Annotated in this window: 20 protein-coding genes; 9 read left to right on the top strand and 11 right to left on the bottom strand. The window is 68.0% G+C overall.

Going from position 1 to position 22825, the window contains the following annotated elements; genetic code table 11:
- The first annotated feature begins 29 nt into the window (after window positions 1–29).
- The 3 genes from J2X01_RS10805 to J2X01_RS10795 are packed head-to-tail and all read left to right on the top strand — an operon-like array spanning window position 30 to window position 2756.
- A complete protein-coding gene (locus J2X01_RS10805) occupies window positions 30–998 on the top strand; it encodes an ABC transporter ATP-binding protein (protein WP_310056682.1) in 969 nt (322 codons plus the stop codon).
- The gene (locus J2X01_RS10800; RefSeq protein ID WP_310056678.1) at window positions 995–1804 is read left to right on the top strand and encodes an ABC transporter permease; all 810 of its coding nucleotides are present in this window, start codon (window positions 995–997) and stop codon (window positions 1802–1804) included. Before J2X01_RS10805 ends, J2X01_RS10800 begins: the two co-directional genes overlap by 4 nt.
- A 7-nt stretch (window positions 1805–1811) precedes the next feature.
- A complete protein-coding gene (locus J2X01_RS10795) occupies window positions 1812–2756 on the top strand; it encodes a COX15/CtaA family protein (protein WP_310056677.1) in 945 nt (314 codons plus the stop codon).
- A gap of 118 nt (window positions 2757–2874) precedes the next feature.
- On the opposite strand, the gene J2X01_RS10790 is transcribed toward J2X01_RS10795, so the two are convergent.
- Window positions 2875–3837, bottom strand: a complete 963-nt coding sequence (locus J2X01_RS10790) for a heme o synthase (RefSeq protein ID WP_310056674.1) — start codon at window positions 3835–3837, stop codon at window positions 2875–2877.
- Window positions 3838–4356: 519 nt separating this feature from the next.
- On the opposite strand from J2X01_RS10790, the gene tkt reads away from it, so the two are divergent.
- The 6 genes from tkt (at window position 4357) to pgl (ending at window position 12609) form a co-directional block, all read left to right on the top strand.
- Entirely contained in the window at window positions 4357–6474 is a 2118-nt protein-coding gene (tkt, locus tag J2X01_RS10785) for a transketolase (protein WP_310056672.1), read from the top strand.
- A gap of 64 nt (window positions 6475–6538) precedes the next feature.
- Entirely contained in the window at window positions 6539–7657 is a 1119-nt protein-coding gene (tal, locus tag J2X01_RS10780; RefSeq protein WP_310056669.1) for a transaldolase, read from the top strand.
- Between the two features lie 5 nt (window positions 7658–7662).
- Window positions 7663–9297, top strand: a complete 1635-nt coding sequence (locus J2X01_RS10775; protein ID WP_310056665.1) for a phosphoglucose isomerase-related protein — start codon at window positions 7663–7665, stop codon at window positions 9295–9297.
- 15 nt (window positions 9298–9312) lie between these two features.
- Window positions 9313–10875: a glucose-6-phosphate dehydrogenase gene (gene zwf / locus J2X01_RS10770; protein ID WP_310056663.1), complete on the top strand. Its 1563-nt coding sequence runs from the start codon at window positions 9313–9315 to the stop codon at window positions 10873–10875.
- On the top strand, window positions 10872–11813 hold the full coding sequence (locus J2X01_RS10765) for a glucose-6-phosphate dehydrogenase assembly protein OpcA (RefSeq protein WP_310056660.1): 942 nt from the start codon (window positions 10872–10874) through the stop codon (window positions 11811–11813). Before zwf ends, J2X01_RS10765 begins: the two co-directional genes overlap by 4 nt.
- Complete coding sequence (gene pgl, locus J2X01_RS10760; RefSeq protein WP_310056657.1) at window positions 11803–12609, top strand: 6-phosphogluconolactonase; 807 nt, start codon at window positions 11803–11805, stop codon at window positions 12607–12609. Before J2X01_RS10765 ends, pgl begins: the two co-directional genes overlap by 11 nt.
- Before the next feature lie 57 nt (window positions 12610–12666).
- On the opposite strand, the gene J2X01_RS10755 is transcribed toward pgl, so the two are convergent.
- From J2X01_RS10755 to uvrC, 10 genes are all read right to left on the bottom strand, one after another.
- Window positions 12667–13047: an RNA polymerase-binding protein RbpA gene (locus tag J2X01_RS10755; protein ID WP_310056652.1), complete on the bottom strand. Its 381-nt coding sequence runs from the start codon at window positions 13045–13047 to the stop codon at window positions 12667–12669.
- A 121-nt stretch (window positions 13048–13168) separates the two neighbouring features.
- Entirely contained in the window at window positions 13169–13426 is a 258-nt protein-coding gene (gene secG / locus J2X01_RS10750) for a preprotein translocase subunit SecG (protein WP_310056648.1), read from the bottom strand.
- Between the two features lie 49 nt (window positions 13427–13475).
- Entirely contained in the window at window positions 13476–14291 is an 816-nt protein-coding gene (tpiA, locus tag J2X01_RS10745) for a triose-phosphate isomerase (protein ID WP_310056645.1), read from the bottom strand.
- An 82-nt stretch (window positions 14292–14373) separates the two neighbouring features.
- The gene (locus J2X01_RS10740; RefSeq protein WP_310056642.1) at window positions 14374–15600 is read right to left on the bottom strand and encodes a phosphoglycerate kinase; all 1227 of its coding nucleotides are present in this window, start codon (window positions 15598–15600) and stop codon (window positions 14374–14376) included.
- A gap of 10 nt (window positions 15601–15610) precedes the next feature.
- Window positions 15611–16621: a type I glyceraldehyde-3-phosphate dehydrogenase gene (gene gap / locus J2X01_RS10735; protein WP_310056640.1), complete on the bottom strand. Its 1011-nt coding sequence runs from the start codon at window positions 16619–16621 to the stop codon at window positions 15611–15613.
- Window positions 16622–16903: 282 nt separating this feature from the next.
- Entirely contained in the window at window positions 16904–17527 is a 624-nt protein-coding gene (locus J2X01_RS10730) for a superoxide dismutase (protein WP_310056637.1), read from the bottom strand.
- Between the two features lie 172 nt (window positions 17528–17699).
- Entirely contained in the window at window positions 17700–18680 is a 981-nt protein-coding gene (whiA, locus tag J2X01_RS10725) for a DNA-binding protein WhiA (RefSeq protein WP_310056634.1), read from the bottom strand.
- A gap of 10 nt (window positions 18681–18690) precedes the next feature.
- Entirely contained in the window at window positions 18691–19710 is a 1020-nt protein-coding gene (locus tag J2X01_RS10720; RefSeq protein WP_310056631.1) for a gluconeogenesis factor YvcK family protein, read from the bottom strand.
- Complete coding sequence (gene rapZ / locus J2X01_RS10715; protein ID WP_310056627.1) at window positions 19710–20633, bottom strand: RNase adapter RapZ; 924 nt, start codon at window positions 20631–20633, stop codon at window positions 19710–19712. Before rapZ ends, J2X01_RS10720 begins: the two co-directional genes overlap by 1 nt.
- A gap of 124 nt (window positions 20634–20757) precedes the next feature.
- On the bottom strand, window positions 20758–22785 hold the full coding sequence (gene uvrC, locus J2X01_RS10710) for an excinuclease ABC subunit UvrC (RefSeq protein ID WP_310056624.1): 2028 nt from the start codon (window positions 22783–22785) through the stop codon (window positions 20758–20760).
- Between the last annotated feature and the right edge of the window lie 40 nt (window positions 22786–22825).

Here is a 22825-nt window from a genome sequence, read left to right as displayed (position 1 = left end):
GGACGTACTACATCCCGTAGAATGCTGTGGTGCGATCCACCGAATCCCCCGTCCTGTCCATCAGCGGGCTAGTAAAGGATGTTGGTCCACTGCCCACCCTCGACGGCAAGATGCTGCGGGTGGTCAGCGGGCTTTCCCTCGTCGCCGCACCCGGGCAGGTCACGGCCCTGCTGGGAGCCAACGGCGCGGGCAAGACCACCACCATCGAATGCGCCCAGGGGCTGCAGAAACGCACCCACGGCAACATCAGCCTCCTGGGCGAGGACCCGGACAACGCAGGGGCCGCCCTGCGTGCCCGCGTCGGGGTGATGCTGCAGGACGGCGGACTGCCGCCGTCGGCCCGTCCCATCCCCCTGCTCAAGCATATCGCCGGCATGTACGGGGACCCGTGGCCGGTCGGCGAACTCATCGAGCGCCTCGGTATCGACAGCTTCAGCCGGACCTCCGTGCGCCGGCTCTCCGGCGGGCAGAAGCAGCGGCTCGCACTCGCGGCCGCGCTGGTGGGCAACCCCGAGGTGCTCTTCCTGGACGAACCCAGCGCCGGCCTGGACCCGCAGTCGCGCCAGCTCGTATTCGAGCTCATCTCCGAACTCCGGAACCGCGGAATGGGGATCATCCTGACCACGCACCTGATGGATGACGCCCAGCGCCTCGCCGATTACGTCTACATCATCGACGCCGGCCGCAATGTCGCCGAGGGGACGGTCGCGCAGCTCCTGCAGCACCCCCTGCCGCCCGACGCCGGTGCGCAGCACATCCGCACCCTGCTGTTCGAAACCGACCCCGGACTGGATTTCACCGGCGTGCTCCCCGACGGCGTCAGCGTCACCGAGGCACGCGCCGGCAGTTACGCCGCCACCGGCGCGCTGACGGCTGCGGACCTGGCGGCGATCACGGCCTGGTGGGCCGTCCGGGGCATCATGCCCCGCTCGCTGAGCCTTAAGGCCCGCAGCCTGGAGGACGTCTTCCTCGACATCTCCGGAAGGGAGATCCGATGACCCGCGACAGTGCCGCACTGGGCAGCGCCCGGCCCGGCAGCGCCCCGCCGCCGCGCCCCCTCGGCAGCGCGCCGGCCCCGCTGCTGCGGCGCATTGTGCTGCAGGGCAAGTACGAGACCATCACCATGCTCCGGAACGGCGAACAGCTGATCCTGGCGGTCGTGCTGCCACTGCTGGCCATGGTGGGCCTGACGGTCCTGCCCCTGCTGGACGGGTTCGGTGCGAGCCGGATCAATGTTGCCGTGCCGGGCATCCTGGCGCTGTGTGCCATGTCCACCGCGTTTACCGGGCAGGGCATCTCCACCGGGTTTGACCGCCGCTACGGCGTCCTGCGCTTCCTCTCGACCACCCCCCTGGGCCGCACCGGGCTGATTGCCGGGAAAGTCCTGGCGGTCCTCGCGGTGCTGGCCCTGCAGGTGCTGGTGGTTACGGCCGTGGCCCTGTTGCTGGGCTGGCAGCCGGATCCGCTGGGCTGGGCGCCCGGGCTGGCGCTGCTGGTGCTCGGCGCCGCGTCCTTCACCGCGCTGGGCCTGCTCGTCGCCGGAACTGTCCGGCCGGAGGCGACCCTCGCCATCACCAACCTGCTGTGGATCCTGCTGGGTGCCCTCGGCGGGATCGTGATCCCGGCCGAACGGCTGCCCGCCCTGCTGCAGACGATCGTGCACTTCCTCCCCTCCGGCGCCCTGGGACAGGGGATGCGGGAAGCATTCCTGTCCGGCGGCGTCAGCCCTGTCCCTGTCCTTGTCCTGCTGTTCTGGACGGCGATCGCCGGCGGCGCAGCAACCCGTTGGTTCAAATGGAATTGAGAATACTGTGAGCACGGTCTCCCGCCCTCCCCGGACCGCTTCCCGGAACATCCCCTGGCTGCCCGTCACCGTCAACAAAACGGTGCAGCGGCTGGCGGTGCTGTCCCTGATCGGCCAGACCCTCCTGATTGTGACCGGCGGGGCTGTCCGCCTCACCGCCTCGGGCCTGGGTTGTCCGACCTGGCCGCGCTGCACGGACGCCTCGCTCGTGAACACCCCGGAAATGGGGATCCACGGCATCATTGAATTCGGCAACCGCCTGCTGACCTTCGCCCTGGCCGCCGTCGCCGTCGCGATGCTGGTGTACCTGTGGAATCTCCGCAAGGAACGCCGCGACCTCTTCCTGCTCGCGCTCGGCCTGCTCGCGAGCATCCCGGCGCAGGCGGTGATCGGCGGCATCACGGTGCTGACCCAGCTGAACCCCTGGGTGGTTGGCCTGCACTTCCTGGTCTCGATGGCCCTCGTGGTCCTGGCCACCCTGCTGGTCAACCGCGCCTACGGTCGGACGGGGCACTTCCGGGTCGTTGACCTGGCCGCCCTGCCGGGAGTCGCGCGCCCGCTGATGGCCGCCGTCGCGCTGTTTTCCGCCGTCGCCGTATGCCTGGGCGTTGTGGTCACCGGAGCCGGCCCGCACGCCGGCGACGCCGATGCCCCGCGCAACAACCTGGACTGGGACCTGTTCTCGCATATTCACGCCGTGCCGGCCTACCTGGTGACCGCCGGGACGCTGTTTGCGCTGTACCTCGTCATCCGCGGCCGGATTTCCGGGCCGTTCCGCACCGCCGTGTATCTGCTCCTGGGCGTCACGGTACTGCAGGCCGCCATCGGGTTCACGCAGTACTACAACGGCATCCCGGCGCTCCTGGTTGCCGCGCACATGCTCGGATCAGCCCTGCTAATGAGCGCGGCCACCAACGCCGCTGACCTGGCCCGCAGCAGCCCGGTCCAGTAAGCCCGGTCAAGCCGCCGCACACAAAACAACGCGGGGTCACTCTCGGCCCATCCGGGCGTCCGGATGGGCCGAGAGTGACCCCGCGTTGTGGTTTGCGGAGGTGCCTGCGGGAAAGTGGCTAGCCGCCGATGATGGCCGAACCGATGAACGGGTCGACGGCCAGGGCGATGAAGAGCAGGGTCAGGTAGCTGATCGAGCCGTGGAAGACCTTCATGGCGCCCTTGTTGGACACGTCGCCGGCCTGCGCGCGGTTGAACAGTGCGTGCGATTCGTAGAGGAACCACGCACCGGCAATCACGGCGGTGGCGGTGTACACCCAGCCGGCACCGCCGGCCGGAACCAGCAGCAGCGAGCAGGCCACCATGGCCCAGGCGTACAGGACCACCTGGACCGAGACAACCTTGGCCCCGGCGATCGCGCCGAGCATGGGCACGTTGGCGTTGCGGTAATCCTCGCCGTACCGCATGGACAGCGGCCAGTAGTGCGGCGGGGTCCACAGGAAGATGACCATAAAGAGCACGATGGCGGGCCATTCCACCGTGTTGGTAACGGCCGCCCAGGCGATCAGCACCGGGAAGCAACCGGCCGCGCCGCCCCAGACGATGTTCTGCGCCGTGCGCCGCTTGAGGATCAGGGTGTAGATGACCACGTAGAAGACGATGGCACCGACGCCCAGCCAGGCCGCCAGCGGGTTGGCCCCGAACCAGAGAATCACGATCGCCGCCGCGCCGAGGAGCCAGGAGAAGACGAGCGCCTCGCGCGGTGTCACCTCGCCCGTGACGAGGGGCCGGTTCTCGGTGCGGTGCATCAGCTTGTCGATGTCGCGGTCAAAGTAGCAGTTGAAGGCACCCGCGCTGCCGGCGGCAAAGGCGCCGCCGACCAGGGTGGCCACAATCAGGCCGATCGACGGGAATCCGCGTTCCGCGAAAATCATGGTCGGCAGCGTGCTGACCAGCAGGAGTTCAATGACGCGGGGTTTCGTGAGCGCCAGATAGGCCTTGGCTTTGCGGGTGAAGCCGACGCTTCCGGCGACGGGGGAAGCGTTCAGCGGCGTTTCTGTTGTGGTCACGGTGGCAGTCACTCTGTTCTGTCTGGCTGTTCAGTCCGGCTGGTTCCGCAACGCGGGTTGCATATCGGAGGGGTCCGCGCGCGGCGCAGAGGCGCGTCCCGCTCCGTGGGTAGCCACGAACCATCATACCGTGCAGGCACCGCCGGACCGGTCCGGCGGATGCCGCCGAAGGGTACGCATGGTTCGAGCAGGTTAACGCGGGCTCACGGCCGCCGCGGGCGCCGGTGATTCATATAAGCGACCAATCCCGTCCATTTTGTGAGATGTACAGCACCCGGCAGCTGGAATGGGGCTAAGCTGTCTGCAGATCAGCGCGTGCGGGCGGTGGCCGAAACGGCTGCCAGATTGCCTGGGGTTCACTGCCTGCAGCAACGGCAGGCGTGCCTTCGCACACGCGACTGAATGTTAGATCAAACGTTTCGATGGTGAACGGCTGGTACATAACGCAGCGGGCACCGAACTGTGCCCCGGTCGGGATTGATCCTTCCACCCGCCGTCAGCACAGAGAGGGGCCCGGTTTTCGTGCCACATTTGGAAGAGCAAGAACTGTCATGGAGCAGCTTGGACCAGCGCGCCGTGGACACCGTCCGTGTCCTGGCCGCCGACGCCGTCGAGAAGGTCGGTAACGGCCACCCGGGTACCGCGATGAGCCTGGCTCCCGCCGCCTACCTTCTCTTCCAGAAGCTGATGCGGCACGACCCGAAGAACCCCGACTGGCTGGGACGGGACCGCTTCGTCCTCTCCCCCGGGCACACCTCCCTGACGCTGTACATCCAGCTCTTCCTCTCCGGCTACGGCCTGGAACTGAAGGATCTGGAAGCGCTGCGCACCTGGGGTTCACTGACCCCGGGGCACCCGGAATACAAGCACACCGCCGGCGTCGAGATCACCACCGGTCCGCTGGGCCAGGGTCTGGCCTCCGCGGTCGGCTTCGCGTACTCTCAGCGCCGCATGCGCGGACTGTTCGACGCCGACGCCGCGGCCGGCACCTCACCGTTTGATCACACCATCTGGGTCATTGCCTCCGACGGCGACCTCCAGGAGGGCGTCACCTCCGAGGCGTCCTCGCTCGCCGGGCACCAGGAGCTCGGGAACCTTGTGGTGATCTACGACGAGAACCACATCTCGATCGAGGACGACACCGACGTCGCCTTCACCGAGGATGTGCTGAAGCGCTACGAGGCCTACGGCTGGCACACCCAGCGCGTGGACTGGACCCGGACCGGCGAGTACAAGGAGGACGTGCAGGAACTGCACGCCGCCCTGCTGGCAGCCAAGGCCGAGACGGACAAGCCCTCCATCATCTCGCTGCGCACCATCATCGGCTACCCGGCCCCCAAGAAGCAGAACACCGGCAAGATCCACGGCTCCGCACTCGGCGCCGAGGAAGTCGCGGCGCTGAAAAAGGTCCTCGGGTTCGACCCGGAGCGTTCCTTCCAGGTCGAGGACGACGTCCTGGCCCACGCCCGGGCAGCCGTGGACCGCGGCGCCGCCGCCCGTGCCGCATGGCAGCAGGACTTCGAGGCCTGGCAGTCCGGCAACCCCGAGGGCGCAGCCCTGCTGGAGCGCGTCGAAGCCCGGAAGCTTCCGGCCGAACTCGACGCTGCCCTTCCGGTCTTCGAAGCCGGCAAGGACGTCTCCACCCGCGCCGCCTCCGGCAAGGTCCTGAACGCCATCGGTCCGGTTATGCCGGAGCTGTGGGGCGGTTCGGCCGACCTTGCCGAGTCCAACAACACCACGATCGAGGGCGCTCCGTCGTTCATTCCGGCGTCCCGGTCCACGGGCGCCTGGAAGGGCAACCCCTACGGTCGGGTGCTGCACTTCGGCATCCGCGAACACGCCGCCGCGTCGATCGTCAACGGCATCAGCCTGCACGGCCGCACCCGCGCCTTCTCCGGCACCTTCCTGATCTTCAGCGACTACCAGCGCCCGGCGATCCGGCTCGGCGCCCTGATGGGCGTCCCGTCGCTGTACGTCTGGACGCACGACTCGATCGGTCTCGGCGAAGACGGCCCCACGCACCAGCCGGTGGAGCAGCTCGCCTCACTCCGCGCCATCCCGGGCCTGGACGTGGTCCGCCCGGGCGACGCGAACGAGGTTGCGGCCGCCTGGAAGGTCATGCTCGAAAACCACGCGAACCCGGCCGGCATTGTCCTGACCCGCCAGAACATTCCCACCTACGCCCGCGGAACGTCCGACGCCGACGCCGACACTTTCGGTTCCACCGCCGGCGTCGCCAAGGGCGGCTACGTCCTGGCCGAAGCCTCCGCCAACGGCCGGACCGCCGAAGCCCGGGTGATCCTGATCGGCACCGGCTCGGAGGTCCAGCTGGCCGTGAACGCCCGTGCGGCGCTCCAGGCCGAGGGCATCCCCACCCGCGTCGTGTCCATGCCGTGCGTGGAATGGTTCAACAAGCAGGACGCCGCCTACCGCGAAGCGGTGCTCCCGGCCGCTGTCAAGGCACGGGTATCCGTCGAAGCCGGGCTTGCCCTGGGCTGGAAGGAATTCGTCGGCGACGCCGGCCGTTCCGTCAGCCTCGAGCACTTCGGCGCCTCCGCGGACTACAAGCGCCTGTTCCAGGAATTCGGCATCACCGCGGAGGCCGTTGCCGCCGCGGCCAAGGAATCCCTCGCCGGTCTCCCGGCCTGACCCCCAACTTCACGTTTTACGGGCCGCCCAGACAGGCGGCGGCCCCAGACTTCAGGAGCTACCCATGACCACCACCCCCACGCAGCTGCTCTCCGACGCCGGCGTCTCGATCTGGCTCGATGACCTCTCCCGCGGCCGCCTCGCCACCGGCACCCTGCGCAAGCTGATCGAAGAGAAGAACGTCGTCGGTGTCACCACCAACCCGTCGATCTTCCACGCGGCCATCACCACCGGCCACGACTACGACAACATCATCGCCGCGAAGGCCGCCGCCGGCGCCAGCGTCGAGGAGACCGTCTTCGCGATTACCACGACCGACGTCGCCGATGCCTGCGACCTCTTCGCACCGGTCGCCGCGGCCACGAAGGGCGTCGACGGCCGCGTCTCGATCGAGGTCGACCCCCGCCTCGCCTGGGACACCGCCGGCACCATCACCGAGGCCAAGGAGCTCCACGCGCAGGTCAACAAGGAAAACGTCCTGATCAAGATCCCGGCGACCCTCGAGGGCCTGGAAGCCATCACGGCCACGCTCGGCGCCGGCATCAGCGTCAACGTCACGCTGATCTTCTCGCTGGAGCGCTACCGCGCCGTCATCAACGCGTTCCAGTCCGGCCTGGAGCAGGCCAAGGACAACGGCCACGACCTCTCCAAAATCCATTCGGTCGCGTCCTTCTTCGTCTCCCGCGTCGACGCCGAAATCGACAAGCGCCTCGACGCCATCGGCACCGACGAGGCCCGCGCACTCAAGGGCAAGGCCGGCCTGGCCAACGCCCGCCTGGCCTACCAGGTCTACGAGGAACTCTTCTCCACCGAACGCTGGGCCCTCCTGGCCGACGCCGGCGCCCTCCCCCAGCGTCCGCTGTGGGCCTCCACCGGCGTCAAGGACCCGGCGTACCCGGACACCCTCTACGTCACCGAACTCGTCGCCCCCGGCGTCGTGAACACCATGCCGGAAAAGACCCTCGACGCCACCTACGATCACGGCACCGTCACGGGCAACACGGTCAGCCGCGGCTATGACGACGCCAACGCCACCCTGAACGCCCTCGATGCCCTCGGCATCTCCTACAACGAGGTCGTCGCCGTGCTTGAGTCTGAAGGCCTCGACAAGTTCGTGGCAAGCTGGAAGGAACTGCTGAACGACGTCGAGGCAGCCCTCGCCGCTGCACGGAAGGACGCATAGTCCCCATGACCACTCTCAGCTACGACGCCACGGGCGCCGCCCGCCTGGCCCACGAACAGCACCTGCCCGCCCTGCTGGAAGACAAGGTCGCCACCCGGATCTTCGCCAAGGACGCCACCCTGTGGGGTCCCGACGCCGAGGCCGAGGCGTCCGTCCGGCTGGGCTGGGTCGAGGCGGCCACCGTCTCCCAGCCGCTCGTCGCGGAGATCCTGGCCCTCCGCGACGCCCTGCGCGCCGAGGGCGTCAGCCGGATCGTCCTCTGCGGCATGGGTGGCTCCTCGCTGGCCCCCGAGGTCATCGCCGGCACCGCCGGCGTCGAACTGACCGTGCTGGACAGCACCGATCCGGAACAGGTCGCCGCCACCCTTGCGGACCGTCTGGCCGAAACCGCGATCGTCGTCTCCTCCAAGTCCGGCTCCACCCTGGAGACCGATTCGCAGCGCCGGATCTTCGAGCACGCCTTCACCGAGGCCGGACTCGACGCGAAGAGCCGGATCATCATCGTCACCGATCCGGGCTCCCCGCTGGACAAGGCCTCCCGCGAGGCCGGCTACCGTGCCGTCTTCAACGCGGACCCCACCGTCGGCGGACGCTACTCGGCGCTCACCGCGTTCGGGATGGTGCCGTGCGGCCTGGCCGGCGTGGACATCCAGGCGTTCCTGGATGAAGCCGAGGAGGCCGCCGAAGTCCTTAACGAGGACGGCGAGGAAAACATCGGCCTCGCCCTCGGCGCCGCACTGGGCGGCACGAACCCGCTGCGCGACAAGATCGTCATCGCCGAGGACGGCTCGGGAATCACCGGCTTCGCGGACTGGGCCGAACAGCTCATCGCCGAATCCACCGGCAAGCTCGGCACCGGTGTGCTGCCGGTCGTCGCCGGGCCTTCCTCCCCGGAGGGCAGCCTCGGCGCCCCCGACGTCCTGGTGATCCGCCTCGTCGGGGCGGATGCCGACGTCGAACTCGGCGAGAACGAAGTCGCGATCGCCGGCGGCCTGCCCACCCAGATGATGACGTGGGAGTTCGCCACCGCGGTCGCCGGGCGCCTGCTCGGCATCAACCCCTACGACCAGCCCGACGTCGAAGCCGCCAAGGTGGCAGCCCGCGGACTGCTCGACGCGCAGCCGGAGCCGACGCCGGCCAACTTCACCGACGGCGCCATCGAGGTCCGCGGCGGGGATTGGCTCGGCGGCGCCGAAACCGCGGCCGAGGCCGTCAGCGCCCTCCTCGGCGAGTTGGGACCGGACAGCTACTTGAGTGTCCAGGCCTACTTCGACCGGCTCGCCTACGCATCCCTCGAGAGTGTCCGGGACGAGCTGGCAGCCGTCAGCGGCCGTCCCGTGACCTTCGGCTGGGGGCCGCGCTTCCTGCATTCAACCGGGCAGTTCCACAAGGGCGGACCCGCGATCGGGGTCTTCCTGCAGGTGACGGCCGCGTCCGCCACCGATCTGGCCATCCCGGACCGTCCGTTCACCTTCGGGGAATTGATTTCGGCCCAGGCCGCCGGTGACGCGCAGGTGCTCTCCGACCACGGCCGCCCTGTCCTCCGGCTGCACCTCACGGACCGCGCCGCCGGCGTCCGCCAGCTGCAGGACGTCGTCTCGACGCTGGCCGGCCAGACAGTCTCGTCCACCGAAAGCTAAGGCACCCGAACCACCATGCCAGAAAAACATAACGGCGGACGCAGGGCCGCGGGCCAGGGGCGCAATCCGCTCCGGGACCCGCGGGACCGCCGCCTGAACCGCATCGCGGGACCGTCGTCCCTGGTCCTGTTCGGGGTCACGGGGGACCTCGCGCGCAAGAAACTCATGCCGGCCGTCTATGACCTGGCCAACCGCGGACTGCTGCCGCCCAGCTTCGCCCTCGTGGGCTTTGCGCGGCGGAACTGGGAGAACGAGGACTTCGCCGCAGAGGTCAAGGCTGCGGTCAAGGCCTACGCCCGCACGCCGTTTGATGAAACGGTGTGGACGCAGCTCGCGGAGGGCATCCGCTTCGTGCAGGGTGAGTTCGACGACGATGATGCCTTCAAGCGGCTCAGCGAAACCATCGACGAACTCGATGAGCAGCGGGGAACGCGCGGCAACCACGCGTTCTACCTCTCCATCCCGCCGAACGCCTTCGAACTGGTCTGCCGGCAGCTGTCCAAGCACGGACTGGCGCAGGCCGAGGGCGACAAATGGCGGCGGGTGGTGATCGAGAAGCCGTTCGGCCACGACCTTGAATCGGCCCGGCAACTCAACGACATCGTGGAGTCGGTGTTCCCGCAGGACGCGGTGTTCCGGATCGACCACTACCTGGGCAAGGAGACGGTGCAGAACATCCTGGCGCTGCGCTTCGCCAACCAGCTCTTCGAGCCGCTGTGGAACGCGAACTACGTGGACCACGTCCAGATCACCATGGCCGAGGACATCGGCACCGGCGGCCGGGCGGGCTACTACGACGGCGTCGGGGCGGCCCGCGACGTCATCCAGAACCACCTCCTGCAGCTCCTGGCGCTGACGGCGATGGAGGAACCGATTTCCTTCAACGCCGATGACCTCCGCGCCGAGAAGGAAAAGGTCCTGGCCGCCGTCCGGCTCCCGGAGGATCTGTCCACGCACTCGGCCCGCGGGCAGTTCACCGGCGGCTGGCAGGGCGGCGAGCAGGTCCAGGGCTACCTGGACGAAGACGGGATCCCGGCGGACTCGAAGACCGAAACCTACGCCGCGGTCCGGGTGGACATCCACACGCGCCGCTGGTCCGGGGTGCCGTTCTACCTGCGCGCCGGCAAACGCCTGGGCCGCCGCGTCACCGAGATCGCCGTCGTGTTCAAACGGGCACCGAACCTGCTGTTCACCGACCACGGCGAGGACGACTTCGGCCAGAACGCCGTGGTGATCCGGGTCCAGCCGGACGAGGGCGCGACGATCCGGTTCGGGTCCAAGGTCCCGGGCACGCAGATGGAGGTCCGGGACGTGACGATGGACTTCGGTTACGGGCACTCGTTCACGGAGTCCAGCCCGGAAGCGTATGAACGGCTCATCCTCGATGTGCTGCTGGGCGAGCCGCCGCTGTTCCCCCGCCATGCGGAAGTGGAGCTCTCCTGGAAAATCCTCGACCCGTTCGAGAAGTACTGGGTCAGCCTGGATGAGCAGCCCGAACCCTACGCCCCCGGCAGCTGGGGACCGGCCTCCGCCGACGAGCTCATGGCCCGTGACGGACGAACCTGGAGAAGGCCATGATCGTAGATCTTCCCGACACCACCACCTCGAAAATTTCCAAGAAGATCATGGCGCTGCGCGAGCAGGGCGGTGTGATCGCCCTGGGCCGGGTGCTGACCCTCGTGGTCGTCACCAAGTCCGGGCTGGAAGAGGAGGCCATCGAGGCCGCGAACGAGGCCAGCCGGGAGCACCCGTGCCGGATCATCGTCCTCGCCGACGCCGGGGCCGAGGCCCCCAACCGGCTCGACGCGCAGATCCGGGTGGGCGGGGACGCCGGAGCGTCCGAGGTCATCGTGCTCCGCGGCTACGGTGAACTCGCGGAGGAAAGCGAATCGCTCGTCGCGGCGTTGCTGCTCCCGGATGCGCCGATCGTGGCCTGGTGGCCGCACGGCGCCCCGAAGAACGCCTGCGAGACGTCCATCGGCCGGATCGCGCACCGCCGGATCACGGACTCGGCCAACGAGTCAGATCCACAGCGCGCACTGGACAACATCCGCCGCACCTACAAGGCCGGCGACACGGACCTGGCCTGGACCCGCCTGACAAACTGGCGGATCCAGCTCGCCGCCGCCCTGGACCAGGTCGATGGCTCACCGGTGACGGCCGTCGCCGTCGAAGGCGCCTCAGACTCCCCCAGCACGATCCTGCTCGCGGCCTGGCTCACCCTGGCCCTGGACGCACCGGTCACCATCGTCGCGGACCCCGCGGGCACCGGGATCCGCCGCGTCCGGCTGTCCCGGACCGGCGGAGACGTGCAGCTGTTCCGGCCGGGCCTCACGGTCGCGGAACTGAGCCAGCCCGGACAGCCGATGCAGCGCATCTCCCTGCCGCGCCGGAGCCTGAAGGACTGCCTGGCCGAAGAGCTCCGCCGGCTTGACCCGGACGAAGTGTTCGGTGAAGTGATTACTATTGGACTGCCACGTACCAATCTAAGGAGTGTCCGTCCCAGTGAGCGCTGACCCCAGAGTAAGTATCCATCCCGACTCGACCGTCCTGATGGCTGCCATCGCGGCCCGCCTGATCACCAAACTGGTGGACATCCAGGACAAGTACGGTGAGGCGACGGTGGTGCTGACCGGGGGGTCGATAGGCATCGGCTCGCTCAAGGCCGTGGCGGACTCGCCGGCGTCTCCCGCCGTCGACTGGTCCAAGGTGAACTTCTGGTGGGGCGATGAGCGCTTCGTCGCGGCCGACGACCCGGAACGCAACGCCCGCCAGGCCCATGAGGCACTGCTCGCGCACATCAGCGCCGACCCCGCCCGGATCCAGGTCCCCGGTTCCACCGGGGACTTTGGCTCTCCGGAGGAGGCGGCCGCGGACTACGCCCGGCGGCTTGGCGAGGCAGCTGCCGCGGAACACGCCGCGGACATGTCCGATGACCGGCCCGAACACCCGGCCGCACTCCCCCGCTTCGATATCGTCCTCCTCGGGGTGGGGCCCGACGCGCACGTCGCGTCGCTCTTCCCGGAACAGGCCGGGATCCGGGAGAAGGAACTCTCCGTGGTGGGGGTCCGCAACTCCCCCAAGCCGCCGCCGGAGCGGGTTTCCCTGACGCTGCCGGCCATCAACACGGCGTCGGAGATCTGGATGGTCGTAGCCGGCGAGGACAAGGCCGGTGCCGTGGGGCTGGCCCTCGCGGGCGCCAACCCGGTGCAGGTCCCGGCGGCAGGTCCGCGGGGCCGGAATGAGACGCTGTGGCTGATCGATGAGAACGCGGCGTCCCGGGTCCCTGAACAACTGGTCCGAAAGGGCTAGCGCAGTTCCCTCAGCCGGGCAGCCCGCGGCGCTATCCCGCTGTGTTATGCCTCTGTGTTATCCCTCCGGGAGGGCCCGGCTTGCACGCAGTCTCTCGAGCGCTCCGGCCAGCACGTCTTCGGCGTCCTGGCTGGAGCGCCGTTCTTTAACGTATTCCAAATGGCTCTTGTAGCCCTCCAACGGGACTTCCTCGAGCGCGAACTGCGCCTCGTCCCGGGTCGCCGTTGCACCACAGCGGCGGCAGTCCCAGACGCCGGGGATCTGGTCCTCGGGCAGCTGAGCGAAGACCAGCGGGGTCTCATGGCCTTTCGCGCAGTGGTAGCTGACGCGGATGCGTGGTGTGCGGGCGGCGGCGCCGTCGAGCGGTTCGTGGCGCGGCGTAGCCCCTTCGGTGGCTCCTACACGGATACCCCGGAATCCGGAGGCGGAATGCAGCATCGGGAACTCCTGGCTACTGAAGTGGACGGAAAGCGCAAGCGATCAGCCACAGTGTAGTTCGGGAGTTCCCGATGCGGGCAGGGCCACAAGGACCCCTTTTATGAAGTTTTTGCCGCCGGTCCTAGGAGTCGCCGCCGCTGCTGAAGCGCATGATCAGGCCAAGGCCGATGATGACAACACCCCAGGTGACGCCAAGGATGATCGTAAAGCGGTTCAGGTTCCGCTCGGCCACGCCCGAGGAGCTAAGGCCGGAGCTCATGCCGCCGCCGAACATGTCCGAGAGACCGCCACCGCGACCCTTGTGGAGCAGGATGAGCAAGGTCAGCAGGAGGCTGGTGATGCCCAGGAGGACCTGCAGAATGACATGAAGAACGTCCACGACGGCCTTTCAGAAGATTTGGATTGCGGGGGCCACGACTGTGTCCGGACTAATCCGTCAGCAGGTGACTCTCGAACCTGACAATATTAGCAAACTCGGCGGCGTCCAGGCTGGCACCACCGACCAGCAATCCGTCCACGTCGCGTTCCTTGAGGATCGAGGCGGCATTGTTGGCCTTGACCGAGCCGCCGTAGAGGAGCCGGGTCTTGCCGGCGACGTCCGCGCCGAAGAGCGTGGCGAGTTCGGCGCGGAGGGCGGCGCACATTTCCTGGGCGTCTTCCGGCCCGGCAACTTCGCCGGTCCCGATGGCCCAGACCGGCTCGTAGGCGACGACCAGCGCGGCGGCCTGTTCCGGGGTGAGGCCCTCGACGCCGGCGCGGAGCTGCGCGAGGGTGTGCTCGACGTGCGTCCCGGCCTGCCGGACTTCCAGGCCTTCACCGACGCAGAGTACCGGGGTAACGCCGTGCCGGAAGGCGGCCTTGGCCTTGGCGTTGAGCACCTCGTCGGACTCGTGGTGGATGGTGCGGCGTTCGCTGTGGCCGACCAGGACGTAGGAGCAGCCGAGCTTGGCGAGGAACTGTCCGGAAATGTCGCCGGTGTAGGCGCCGGAGTCAAACGGGGACAGATCCTGCCCGCCGTAGACGACCTTGAGTTCATCGCCCTGGACCAGGGTCTGGACGCCGCGGAGATCGGTGAACGGCGGGAATACGGAGACCTCCACCCGGCTGTAGTCGTGCTTGGCGTCGGACAGGGTCCAGGCCAGCTTCTGCAGGAGGGTGATGCCCTGGACATGGTCCATGTTCATCTTCCAGTTGCCCGCGATGAAGGGCGTGCGGTCGAATTTGCCGTTGGTTGATGTAGTCACGTGGTCTCCAATTAGTACATAGCAGTGGGACAGCCGGCAGGGCGCCCCGTCCTGGGACAGGGCGCCCTGCCGGCTGGCGGGTCTAGCGGTCCAGGACGCTTAGGCCGGGGAGTTCCTTGCCTTCAAGGTACTCGAGGCTGGCGCCGCCGCCGGTGGAAATGTGCCCGAACTGGTCGTCGGCGAAGCCGAGCGTGCGGACCGCGGCGGCGGAGTCGCCGCCACCGACCACCGTGAACGCGTCCGTTTCGGTCAGTGCCTGGGCGATGGCCCGGGTGCCGGCGGCGAACGCCGGGAACTCGAACACGCCCATGGGCCCGTTCCAGAACACCGTCCGGGCTCCCTTGATCCGTTCCGCGAAGGCGGCGGCGGATTCCGGTCCGATGTCCAGGCCAATGCCCTGGGCGCCGAAGCTGCTGTCTTCAATCGCCTCCGCCGGCACCGTTTCATGCTCGGCGTCGGCGGCGAACCTGCTGGCCACCACGACGTCGGTCGGTACTACGAATTCCGTGCCGGCGTCCGCTGCCCGCTTGAGGTACTCCTGCACGATCGGGATCTGGTCCTGTTCCAGCAGGCTGCCGGCCACCTTGTGGCCCGCGGCGGCGAGGAAGGTGAACAACATGCCGCCGCCGACCAGGATCGTGTCCGCCTTGCCGATGAGGTTGTCGATCACGGCGAGCTTGTCCGAGACCTTGGACCCGCCCAGGACAACGACGTAGGGGCGCTGGGTGTCGGCGGTGAGCTTGCGCAGCACCTCGACCTCGGTGCGCACCAGGTCGCCCTGATAGGACGGCAGGCGGGTGGCGACGTCGTACACGCTGGCGTGCTTGCGGTGCACGGCGCCGAAGGCGTCGTCCACGAAGGCGCCGCTGGCACCCGTGAGGGCCACCAGCTCATCCGCGAACGTGCCGCGTTCGGCGTCGTCCTTGGAGGTCTCCCGGGCGTCGAAACGCACGTTCTCCAGGACCAGGGCTTCGCCGTCCTGCAGCCCGGCGGCGGACGCCTTCGCGGCGTCCCCGACGGTGTCCGCCGAGAGCGAGACCTTGAACGGGGCCAGTTCGGCCAGCCGCGCCGCGGCGGGCTTGAGCGAGTACTTCTCGTCCGGGGCGCCCTTGGGGCGGCCAAGGTGTGCTGTGACCAGCACGCGGGCACCGGCATCCGTGAGCTTCGCCAGCACTGGCAGGGAGGCCTTGATGCGGCCGTCGTCAGTTACTGAAGAGCCGTCGAGCGGTACGTTCAGGTCACTTCTGACCAGAACGTACCGCCCACGGACACCATCAGCGATCAGTTCGTCGAGGGTGTGGAATGTCATGGGTCTTACCCTAGCCCAGCTTGGCTGCGACGAGCTCCGTAAGGTCCACGAGGCGGTTGGAGTAGCCCCATTCGTTGTCATACCAGGAAACAACCTTGACCTGGTTGCCAATCACCTTGGTCAGGCCGGAGTCGAAGATGGAGGAAGCCGGGTCGCCGACAATGTCCGAGGAGACGATCGGCTCGTCGGTGTAGGTCAGCAGGCCCCTGAGCTCGTCCGACTCGGAGGCAGCCTTGAGGGCGGCATTCACTTCCGCGACGGTGGTCTCGCGGGAAACGGTGACGGTCAGGTCAGTCGCGGAGCCGGTGGGCACCGGTACGCGGATGGCGTAGCCGTCAAGCTTGCCCTTGAGTTCCGGCAGCACCAGGCCGATTGCCTTCGCAGCCCCCGTGGAGGTGGGGACCATGTTGATGGCGGCGGCGCGGGCGCGGCGGAGGTCCTTGTGCGGGCCGTCCTGCAGGTTCTGGTCGGCGGTGTAGGCGTGGATCGTGGTCATCAGGCCGCGCTCGATGCCGAAGGCGTCGTTGACCACCTTGGCCAGCGGGCCAAGGCAGTTGGTGGTGCAGGAGGCGTTGGAGATGATGTGGTGCGTGGCGGGGTCGTAGAGTCCGTCGTTGACGCCCATCACGATCGTGATGTCCTCATCAGAGGCGGGGGCGGAGATCAGGACCTTCTTGGCGCCGGCATCGATGTGCTTCCGCGCGTCGGCGGCCTTCGTGAAGAACCCGGTGGATTCGATCACGATGTCGACGCCGAGCTCGCCCCAGGGCAGCTTGGCCGGATCGCGCTCGGCGAGGACCTTGATGATGCTGCCGTTGACGACGATGTTGCCGTCCTTGACTTCGATGCTCTCCTTCAGGCGTCCGCCCACGGAGTCGTATTTGAAGAGGTGGGCCAGCGCTTCCGGGCTGGTGAGGTCGTTGACGGCAACGATCTCGAGGTCCGCCCCCTGGGCAAGTGCGGCGCGGAAGTAGTTGCGGCCAATACGGCCGAAGCCGTTAATACCAATACGGGTGGTCACGTTTTCAGTCTCCTTGGTGCTTCTTCAAGCACGATTAGTTGAGAAGGCGCTCAAGCCAACTAACAGATCCCGCACGCCATTGGGCAGAGATGATTAACAGATCGGAGGGCGACCAGCCACATTGCTGAAGGCTAACCGCCTTCCGTGACCTATCTTACGTTTAACTTGGTCTGCCCCCGCAAGTGCAGGGGCAGACCGTCCACGATTTGAGCCGAACGGCCCAAAGTGTGAGCTTTGTTACAGGCGTGTGAACCGGGGCAAACCCAGGCCGCCGCGGCGCTGCTAGAGCGTGATCAGGCCGGTGGCGTTCTTGCGGGCGGCGTCAAAGCGCTTGGCGACGTCGGCCCAGTTCACGATGTTCCAGAAGGCCTTGACGTAGTCGGCCTTGACGTTGACATAGTCCAGGTAGAACGCGTGCTCCCACATGTCCAGCATCAGCAGCGGAGTCGTGCCCAGCGCGACGTTGCCCTGCTGATCGTAGAGCTGCTCGATCACCAGGTTGCCGCCGATCGGCTCGTAGGCGAGGAAGCCCCAGCCGGAGCCCTGCAGGCCGAGGGCCGCGGCGGTGAACTGGGCGCGGAAGGCGTCAAAGGAGCCGAACGCGTCATCGATCGCGGCCGCGAGCTCACCTTCGGGCTTGTCGCCGCCGTCCGGGGAGAGGTTCTTCCAGAACACGGAGTGGTTGATGTGGCCGCCGGTGTGGAACGCGAGGTCCTTGGAAAGGCGGTTGATGTTGGCGAAGTCGCCCTTCTCGCGTGCTTCGGCGAGCTGGGCCAGGGCGTTGTTGGCGCCAGCCACGTACGTGGCGTGGTGCTTGCTGTGGTGCAGCTCCATGATCCGCGCGGAGATGTGGGGCTCCAACGCGGCGTAGTCGTAGTCCAGTTCGGGCAGTACGTACTCGGTCACAAAATCCTCCAATGTCGTGGACTGATTGTCCGTTTGGTAACTCTCGGATTGTGCATCCGGATGTTTAGGCACCCGGAAGTCTCTGGATCGGAATCCAGTGGGCATAGCCTCCGGTCCCCCTGAGGTATTCCCGCCGGCCCGATCCGATTCTGCAGCTGTTTCCCGGCGGTGGCTATTCGTCCAGCATTTCCGGCGTCACATTGGCCTCTGTGCCCGGGATGCCGAGGTCCTGGGCACGTTTGTCCGCCATCGCCAGCAGGCGGCGGATCCGCCCCGCGATGGCGTCTTTGGTCATCACGGGATCCGCGAGGCGGCCGAGCTCGTCCAGGCTTGCCTGTTTGTGGGCGACCCGCAGTTCGCCGGCGTATTTGAGGTGGTCCGGGACGTCGTCGCCGAGGATTTCCAGGGCGCGGTCCACGCGGGCGCCGGCGGCGACGGCGGCCTGCGCCGAACGCCGCAGGTTGGCGTCGTCGAAGTTGGCCAGCCGGTTGGCGGTGGCACGGACTTCCTTGCGCATCCGCCGCTCCTCCCAGACCATCAGCGCGTCATGGGCGCCCATCCGGGTCAACAGCACGGCAATCGTGTCCCCGTCGCGGATGACCACCCGGTCCACTCCCCGGACCTCGCGGGCCTTGGCCTGGATGCCGAGCCTGCGGGCTGCCCCGACGAGCGCGAGGGCGGACTCGGGGCCGGGGCAGGTGACCTCCATGGCGGAGGACCGGCCGGGCTCGGTGAGGGAACCGTGGGCCAGGAAGGCGCCGCGCCAGACGGCTTCGGCGTCGGCGGCGGACCCGTTCACCACGACTGAGGGCAGGCCGCGGACCGGGCGTCCCCGGGCGTCCAGCAGGCCGGTCTGGCGGGCGAGGGCTTCGCCGTCGCGCACCACCCGGACGACGTAGCGGCTGCCGCGGCGCAGGCCGCCACCGGACACGACGATGATTTCGCTTTGGTGCCCGTAAACCTCGGCGATGGCGGCACGGAGCCGCCGCGCGGTGGAGGCGAGGTCCACTTCGGCCTCGATCACGATCCGGCCTGAGATGATGTGGAGTCCCCCGGCGAAGCGGAGCATGGAGGACACCTCGGCCTTGCGGACCGAGGACTTCTTGATATCCAGCCGGGAAAGTTCTTCCTTGACCGATGCTGTCAGTGCCATGGCACCTTTCCTACCTGTTCCCGAAAATGTCGTGGTACGCCGTTGCCAGACGCAGCGGGTCGTGGATCGGCCGGCGGCTCGACGCCCCCACTTTACCCAACACCACCTCGGCGCCGAGCATCCTGGCCGCCCGTTCGAAGTCGGCATGGTCGGTCACGGAGGCCGGATCGGCCAGGACGACGTCGACGGTGAAGTCCGGCGCGTACTCCCGGAGCACCCGGAGGTGGTCCGCGGCGGACATTCCGAGGGTTTCCTTGGTGTCCGTGGCGAGGTTCATAGTGAGGCAGCGGCGGGCCGCCGTGTTGCAGAGCGCATCGCGCATTTCCGGCAGCAACAGGTGCGGCAGCACGGAGGTGTACCAGGATCCGGGGCCGAGAATGACCCAGTCGGCCAGTTCGATCGCGGTGAGCGCCTCAGTGCAGGCGTGGGCGTCCTCGGGCAGCAGCCGCACTCGTTCCAGCGAGCCGGCGACAGCGCACTTTGCCTGACCGCTCAGGGTCTGCAGCGCCGTGGTGCCGTCCGGCGCGGTGACCCGCACCTGGCCCTCGATGGTCAGCGGGACGCTTGACATCGGCAGGACCTCGCCGCGGGCACCCAGCAACGCGCCGGCCCATTTGAGGCCCGCCACCGTGTCGCCCAGGAGTTCCCAGAGGGTGACAATGAGGAGGTTGCCCATGGCATGCTCGTCGAGCGAGCCGCCGCGGCCCTCGCCGGGCGCGAAGCGGTGCTGCATCACATCGCGCCAGGTGCGGCCCCAATCGGTGTCGTCACACAGCGCCGAGAGCGCCATCCTGAGGTCGCCGGGCGGCAGGACACCGTACTCCTCGCGCAGCCGCCCCGAAGAGCCGCCGTCGTCCGCGACGGTGACGATGGCAGTCAGTTCGGAGGTGAGCAGGCGCAGTGCCGACAGCGAGGCGGCGAGCCCGTGGCCGCCGCCCAGCGCGACAACGGACGGACCCTTGTCCTGCTGGCTGGCGAAAGCCGCGCTTTCCGGCGGGATGAGCGGCAGCGATCCGGTGAACAGCGCCATTACTCGCGGCCCAGATCCCGGTGCGTGGTCGTCACCGTGACGCGCGGATACTGCGCGAGCCGGCGGGACAGTTCGACGGCGACGGCAACGGAACGGTGCTTGCCGCCGGTGCAGCCGACGGCGATGGTGGCGTAGTGCTTGTTCTCCTGCCGGTAGCCGTCCAGGACCGGCTCGAGGGCCAGCACGTAGCGTTCCACAAAGTTACTGACGCCCTCCGCCTCCAGCACATAGTCACTGACGTCCTTGTCCAGCCCGGTGTGCGGGCGGAGCGCCGGGACCCAGTGCGGGTTGGGAATGAAGCGGGCGTCGGCGACGAAGTTGGCATCGACCGGGAGCCCGTACTTGAAGCCGAAGCTCATCACGTTCAGGCGGAGCGCCACGGGGCCGGTCTCGCTGAACAGTTCGGTGATCGCGGTCGCCAGGCCGTGGACGTTCAGCGTCGAGGTGTCCAGCACGATGTCCGCGGAGGTGCGGAGTTCCTGCAGCAGTTCGCGTTCGGCGGCGATGCCGTCGAGGATCCTGCCGCCGCCCTGCAGCGGGTGGGGGCGCCTGCCCTGTTCGAAACGCCGGACCAGGACGTCGTCGTTGGCGTCGAGGAACAGCACCCGGAACCCGACGCCGCTGGCTTCCAGGTTGCGCAGGGAGGCCCGGATGTCCGCGAACAGCTCCTTGCCGCGGACGTCCATCACGACGGCGAGCTTGGAAATGGAACCCGGAGCGTGGGACACGATTTCCGCGAGGGTGCCGAGCATCTGCGGGGGGAGGTTCTCCACGACGTACCAGCCGTGGTCCTCCAGGGCGTCCGCGGCGGTGCTCCGGCCGGCTCCGGACATGCCCGTCACTACGAGCAGTTCGGCCTCGACGGGTTTGACCGGCGTCATGCCGTCCGACTCCGCCCCGGATCCTGCCGTCGACTCTGCCATCAGTGAAGCCCCGTTCTGCTGTGCTGTTGTTGTCTACCTCTGACGGGTAGAGTCCGTGCTGCGGCGCAGTCGCCGCGCGTCCCGTTTCCCAAGTCCTTACCCTAGCTAAGATTGCCGGTGCTAGCTAAGTCTCCAGGATTTCGCCCGTGGTCATGTTGATGGCGGGGACGGCGGCGGCGTCAGTGCCGTCGTCGGTGAAGTGCCGGACGATCGCCGCTGCCAGGGACGGTCCGATCCCCTTGGCGCCGGTGAGTTCCTCGATGCTGGCCGTCCTGATGGTCCTGACCGAGCCGAACTGGGCGAGCAGGGCCTTGCGCTTGGATTCGCCGAGGCCGGGCACGCCGTCGAGCGCCGAGACCGTCATGGCCTTGCCGCGCTTCTGCCGGTGGAAGGAGATCGCGAAGCGGTGCGCCTCGTCGCGGATGCGCTGCAGCAGGTACAGCCCCGCCGAGGCCCGGGGCAGGATCACGGGGAAGTCGCTGTCCGGGAGCCAGACCTCCTCGAGCCGTTTGGCGAGCCCGACGACGTAGACGTCGTCGATGCCCAGTTCGGCCAGGGCACGGGCGGCCGCGTTGACCTGGGGCTTGCCGCCGTCGACGACAACGAGGTTGGGCGGGTAGGCGAACTTGGTCCGCGGCGCCGGGGTCGTGGTATCGGCGACGGCATGCGGGGCGGGCGCGACGGCGGCGTCGGCCACGGCGTTGAGCATCGCCTGATGGCCCGGCTTCCGGGTGGCCTCGGCCTGGACGGTCTTCTCCTGCAGGTAGTTACGGAACCGCCGCGTCAGCACGTCGTGCATGGCAGCGGTGTCGTCCGTGGCGGCGGCGCCGGTGACGGAGAACTTCCGGTATTCGGACTTCTTCGGCAGGCCGTCCTCGACCACGACCATGGAGCCGACAACGTTGGTGCCCTGGACGTGCGAGATATCGAAGCATTCGATCCGCATCAGCGCGATGGGCAGCTCCAGGGCCTCCTGCAGTTCCTGCAGTGCCTGGGACCGCAGGGTCAGATCGCCGGCGCGCCGGGATTTGTGGAGCTTGAGGGCGTGCTCGGCGTTGTCCCGCACGGTGGACAGCAGCGCGGCCTTGTCGCCGCGTTGCGGCACCCGGACGTCGACCCTGGCTCCGCGGAGCCCGCTGAGCCATTGCGCCAGCTCCGCGGCGTTGCTGGGTTCCACGGGGATGAGGACTTCGCGGGGCAGCCTGCCCTGCAGGCCGGCTTCCTCGCCGTAGACCTGTTGGAGCAGGTGCTCGACGAGGTCAGGGGTGGTGGAGTCCTCGACTTTTTCGACGACCCAGCCGCGCTGGCCGCGGATCCGGCCGCCGCGGACGTGGAAGACCTGCACGGCGGCTTCGAGTTCATCCTCGTGCAGGGCGAAGACGTCGGCATCGGTGCCCTCGGCAAGGACGACGGCGTTGCGTTCAAAGACCTTCTTGAGCGCGACGATGTCGTCACGGATCCGCGCCGCCCGCTCGTAGTCCAGTTCCGCGACGGCGGCGGCCATGTCCTTTTCCAGCCGGGTGACGAACGGCTTGGCCTCGCCGCCCATGAAGGTGCAAAAGTCTTCGGCCAGGGCGCGGTGGTCCTCGGCGGAGATGCGGCCGACGCAGGGTGCCGCGCACTTGTCGATGTAGCCAAGCAGGCAGGGCCGGCCACTGGCTTCGGCCCGCTTCAGGACGCCGGCGCTGCAGCTCCGGACCGGGAAGACGCGCAGCAGGGTGTCCATGGTGTCCCGGATGGCACCGGCGGTGTAAGGGCCGAAATAGCGGGTGCCCTTGCGTCGCTCGCCGCGCAGGACCTGGACGCGGGGGTATTTCTCCCCCATCGAAACAGCCAGGTACGGGTAGCTCTTGTCATCCCGGAACATCACGTTGAACCGGGGCTTGAATTCCTTGATCCAGGTGTATTCGAGCTGCAGCGACTCGAGCTCGCTGCTGACGACGGTCCACTCCACGCTGCTGGCCGCGTGGACCATCGCATACGTTTTGGGGAGCAGCCCCGCCGGGTTGGCGAAGTACGAGTTCAGCCGCGAACGGAGGTTCTTGGCCTTGCCGACATAGATGACCCGGCCGTGCGGGTCGCGGAAGCGGTACACGCCCGGATTGGTCGGAATCTCACCCGTCTGGGGTCGGTAACTCGCTGGATCTGCCACAGTTCAAGTCTACTGAGCTTGCAGCCCTCCCGCGGCCCGG

It is taken from the genome of Arthrobacter ginsengisoli (assembly GCF_031456935.1).
Taxonomy (GTDB): Bacteria; Actinomycetota; Actinomycetes; order Actinomycetales; family Micrococcaceae; genus Arthrobacter; species Arthrobacter ginsengisoli.
This window is presented reverse-complemented; position numbering and strand designations above follow the sequence as displayed.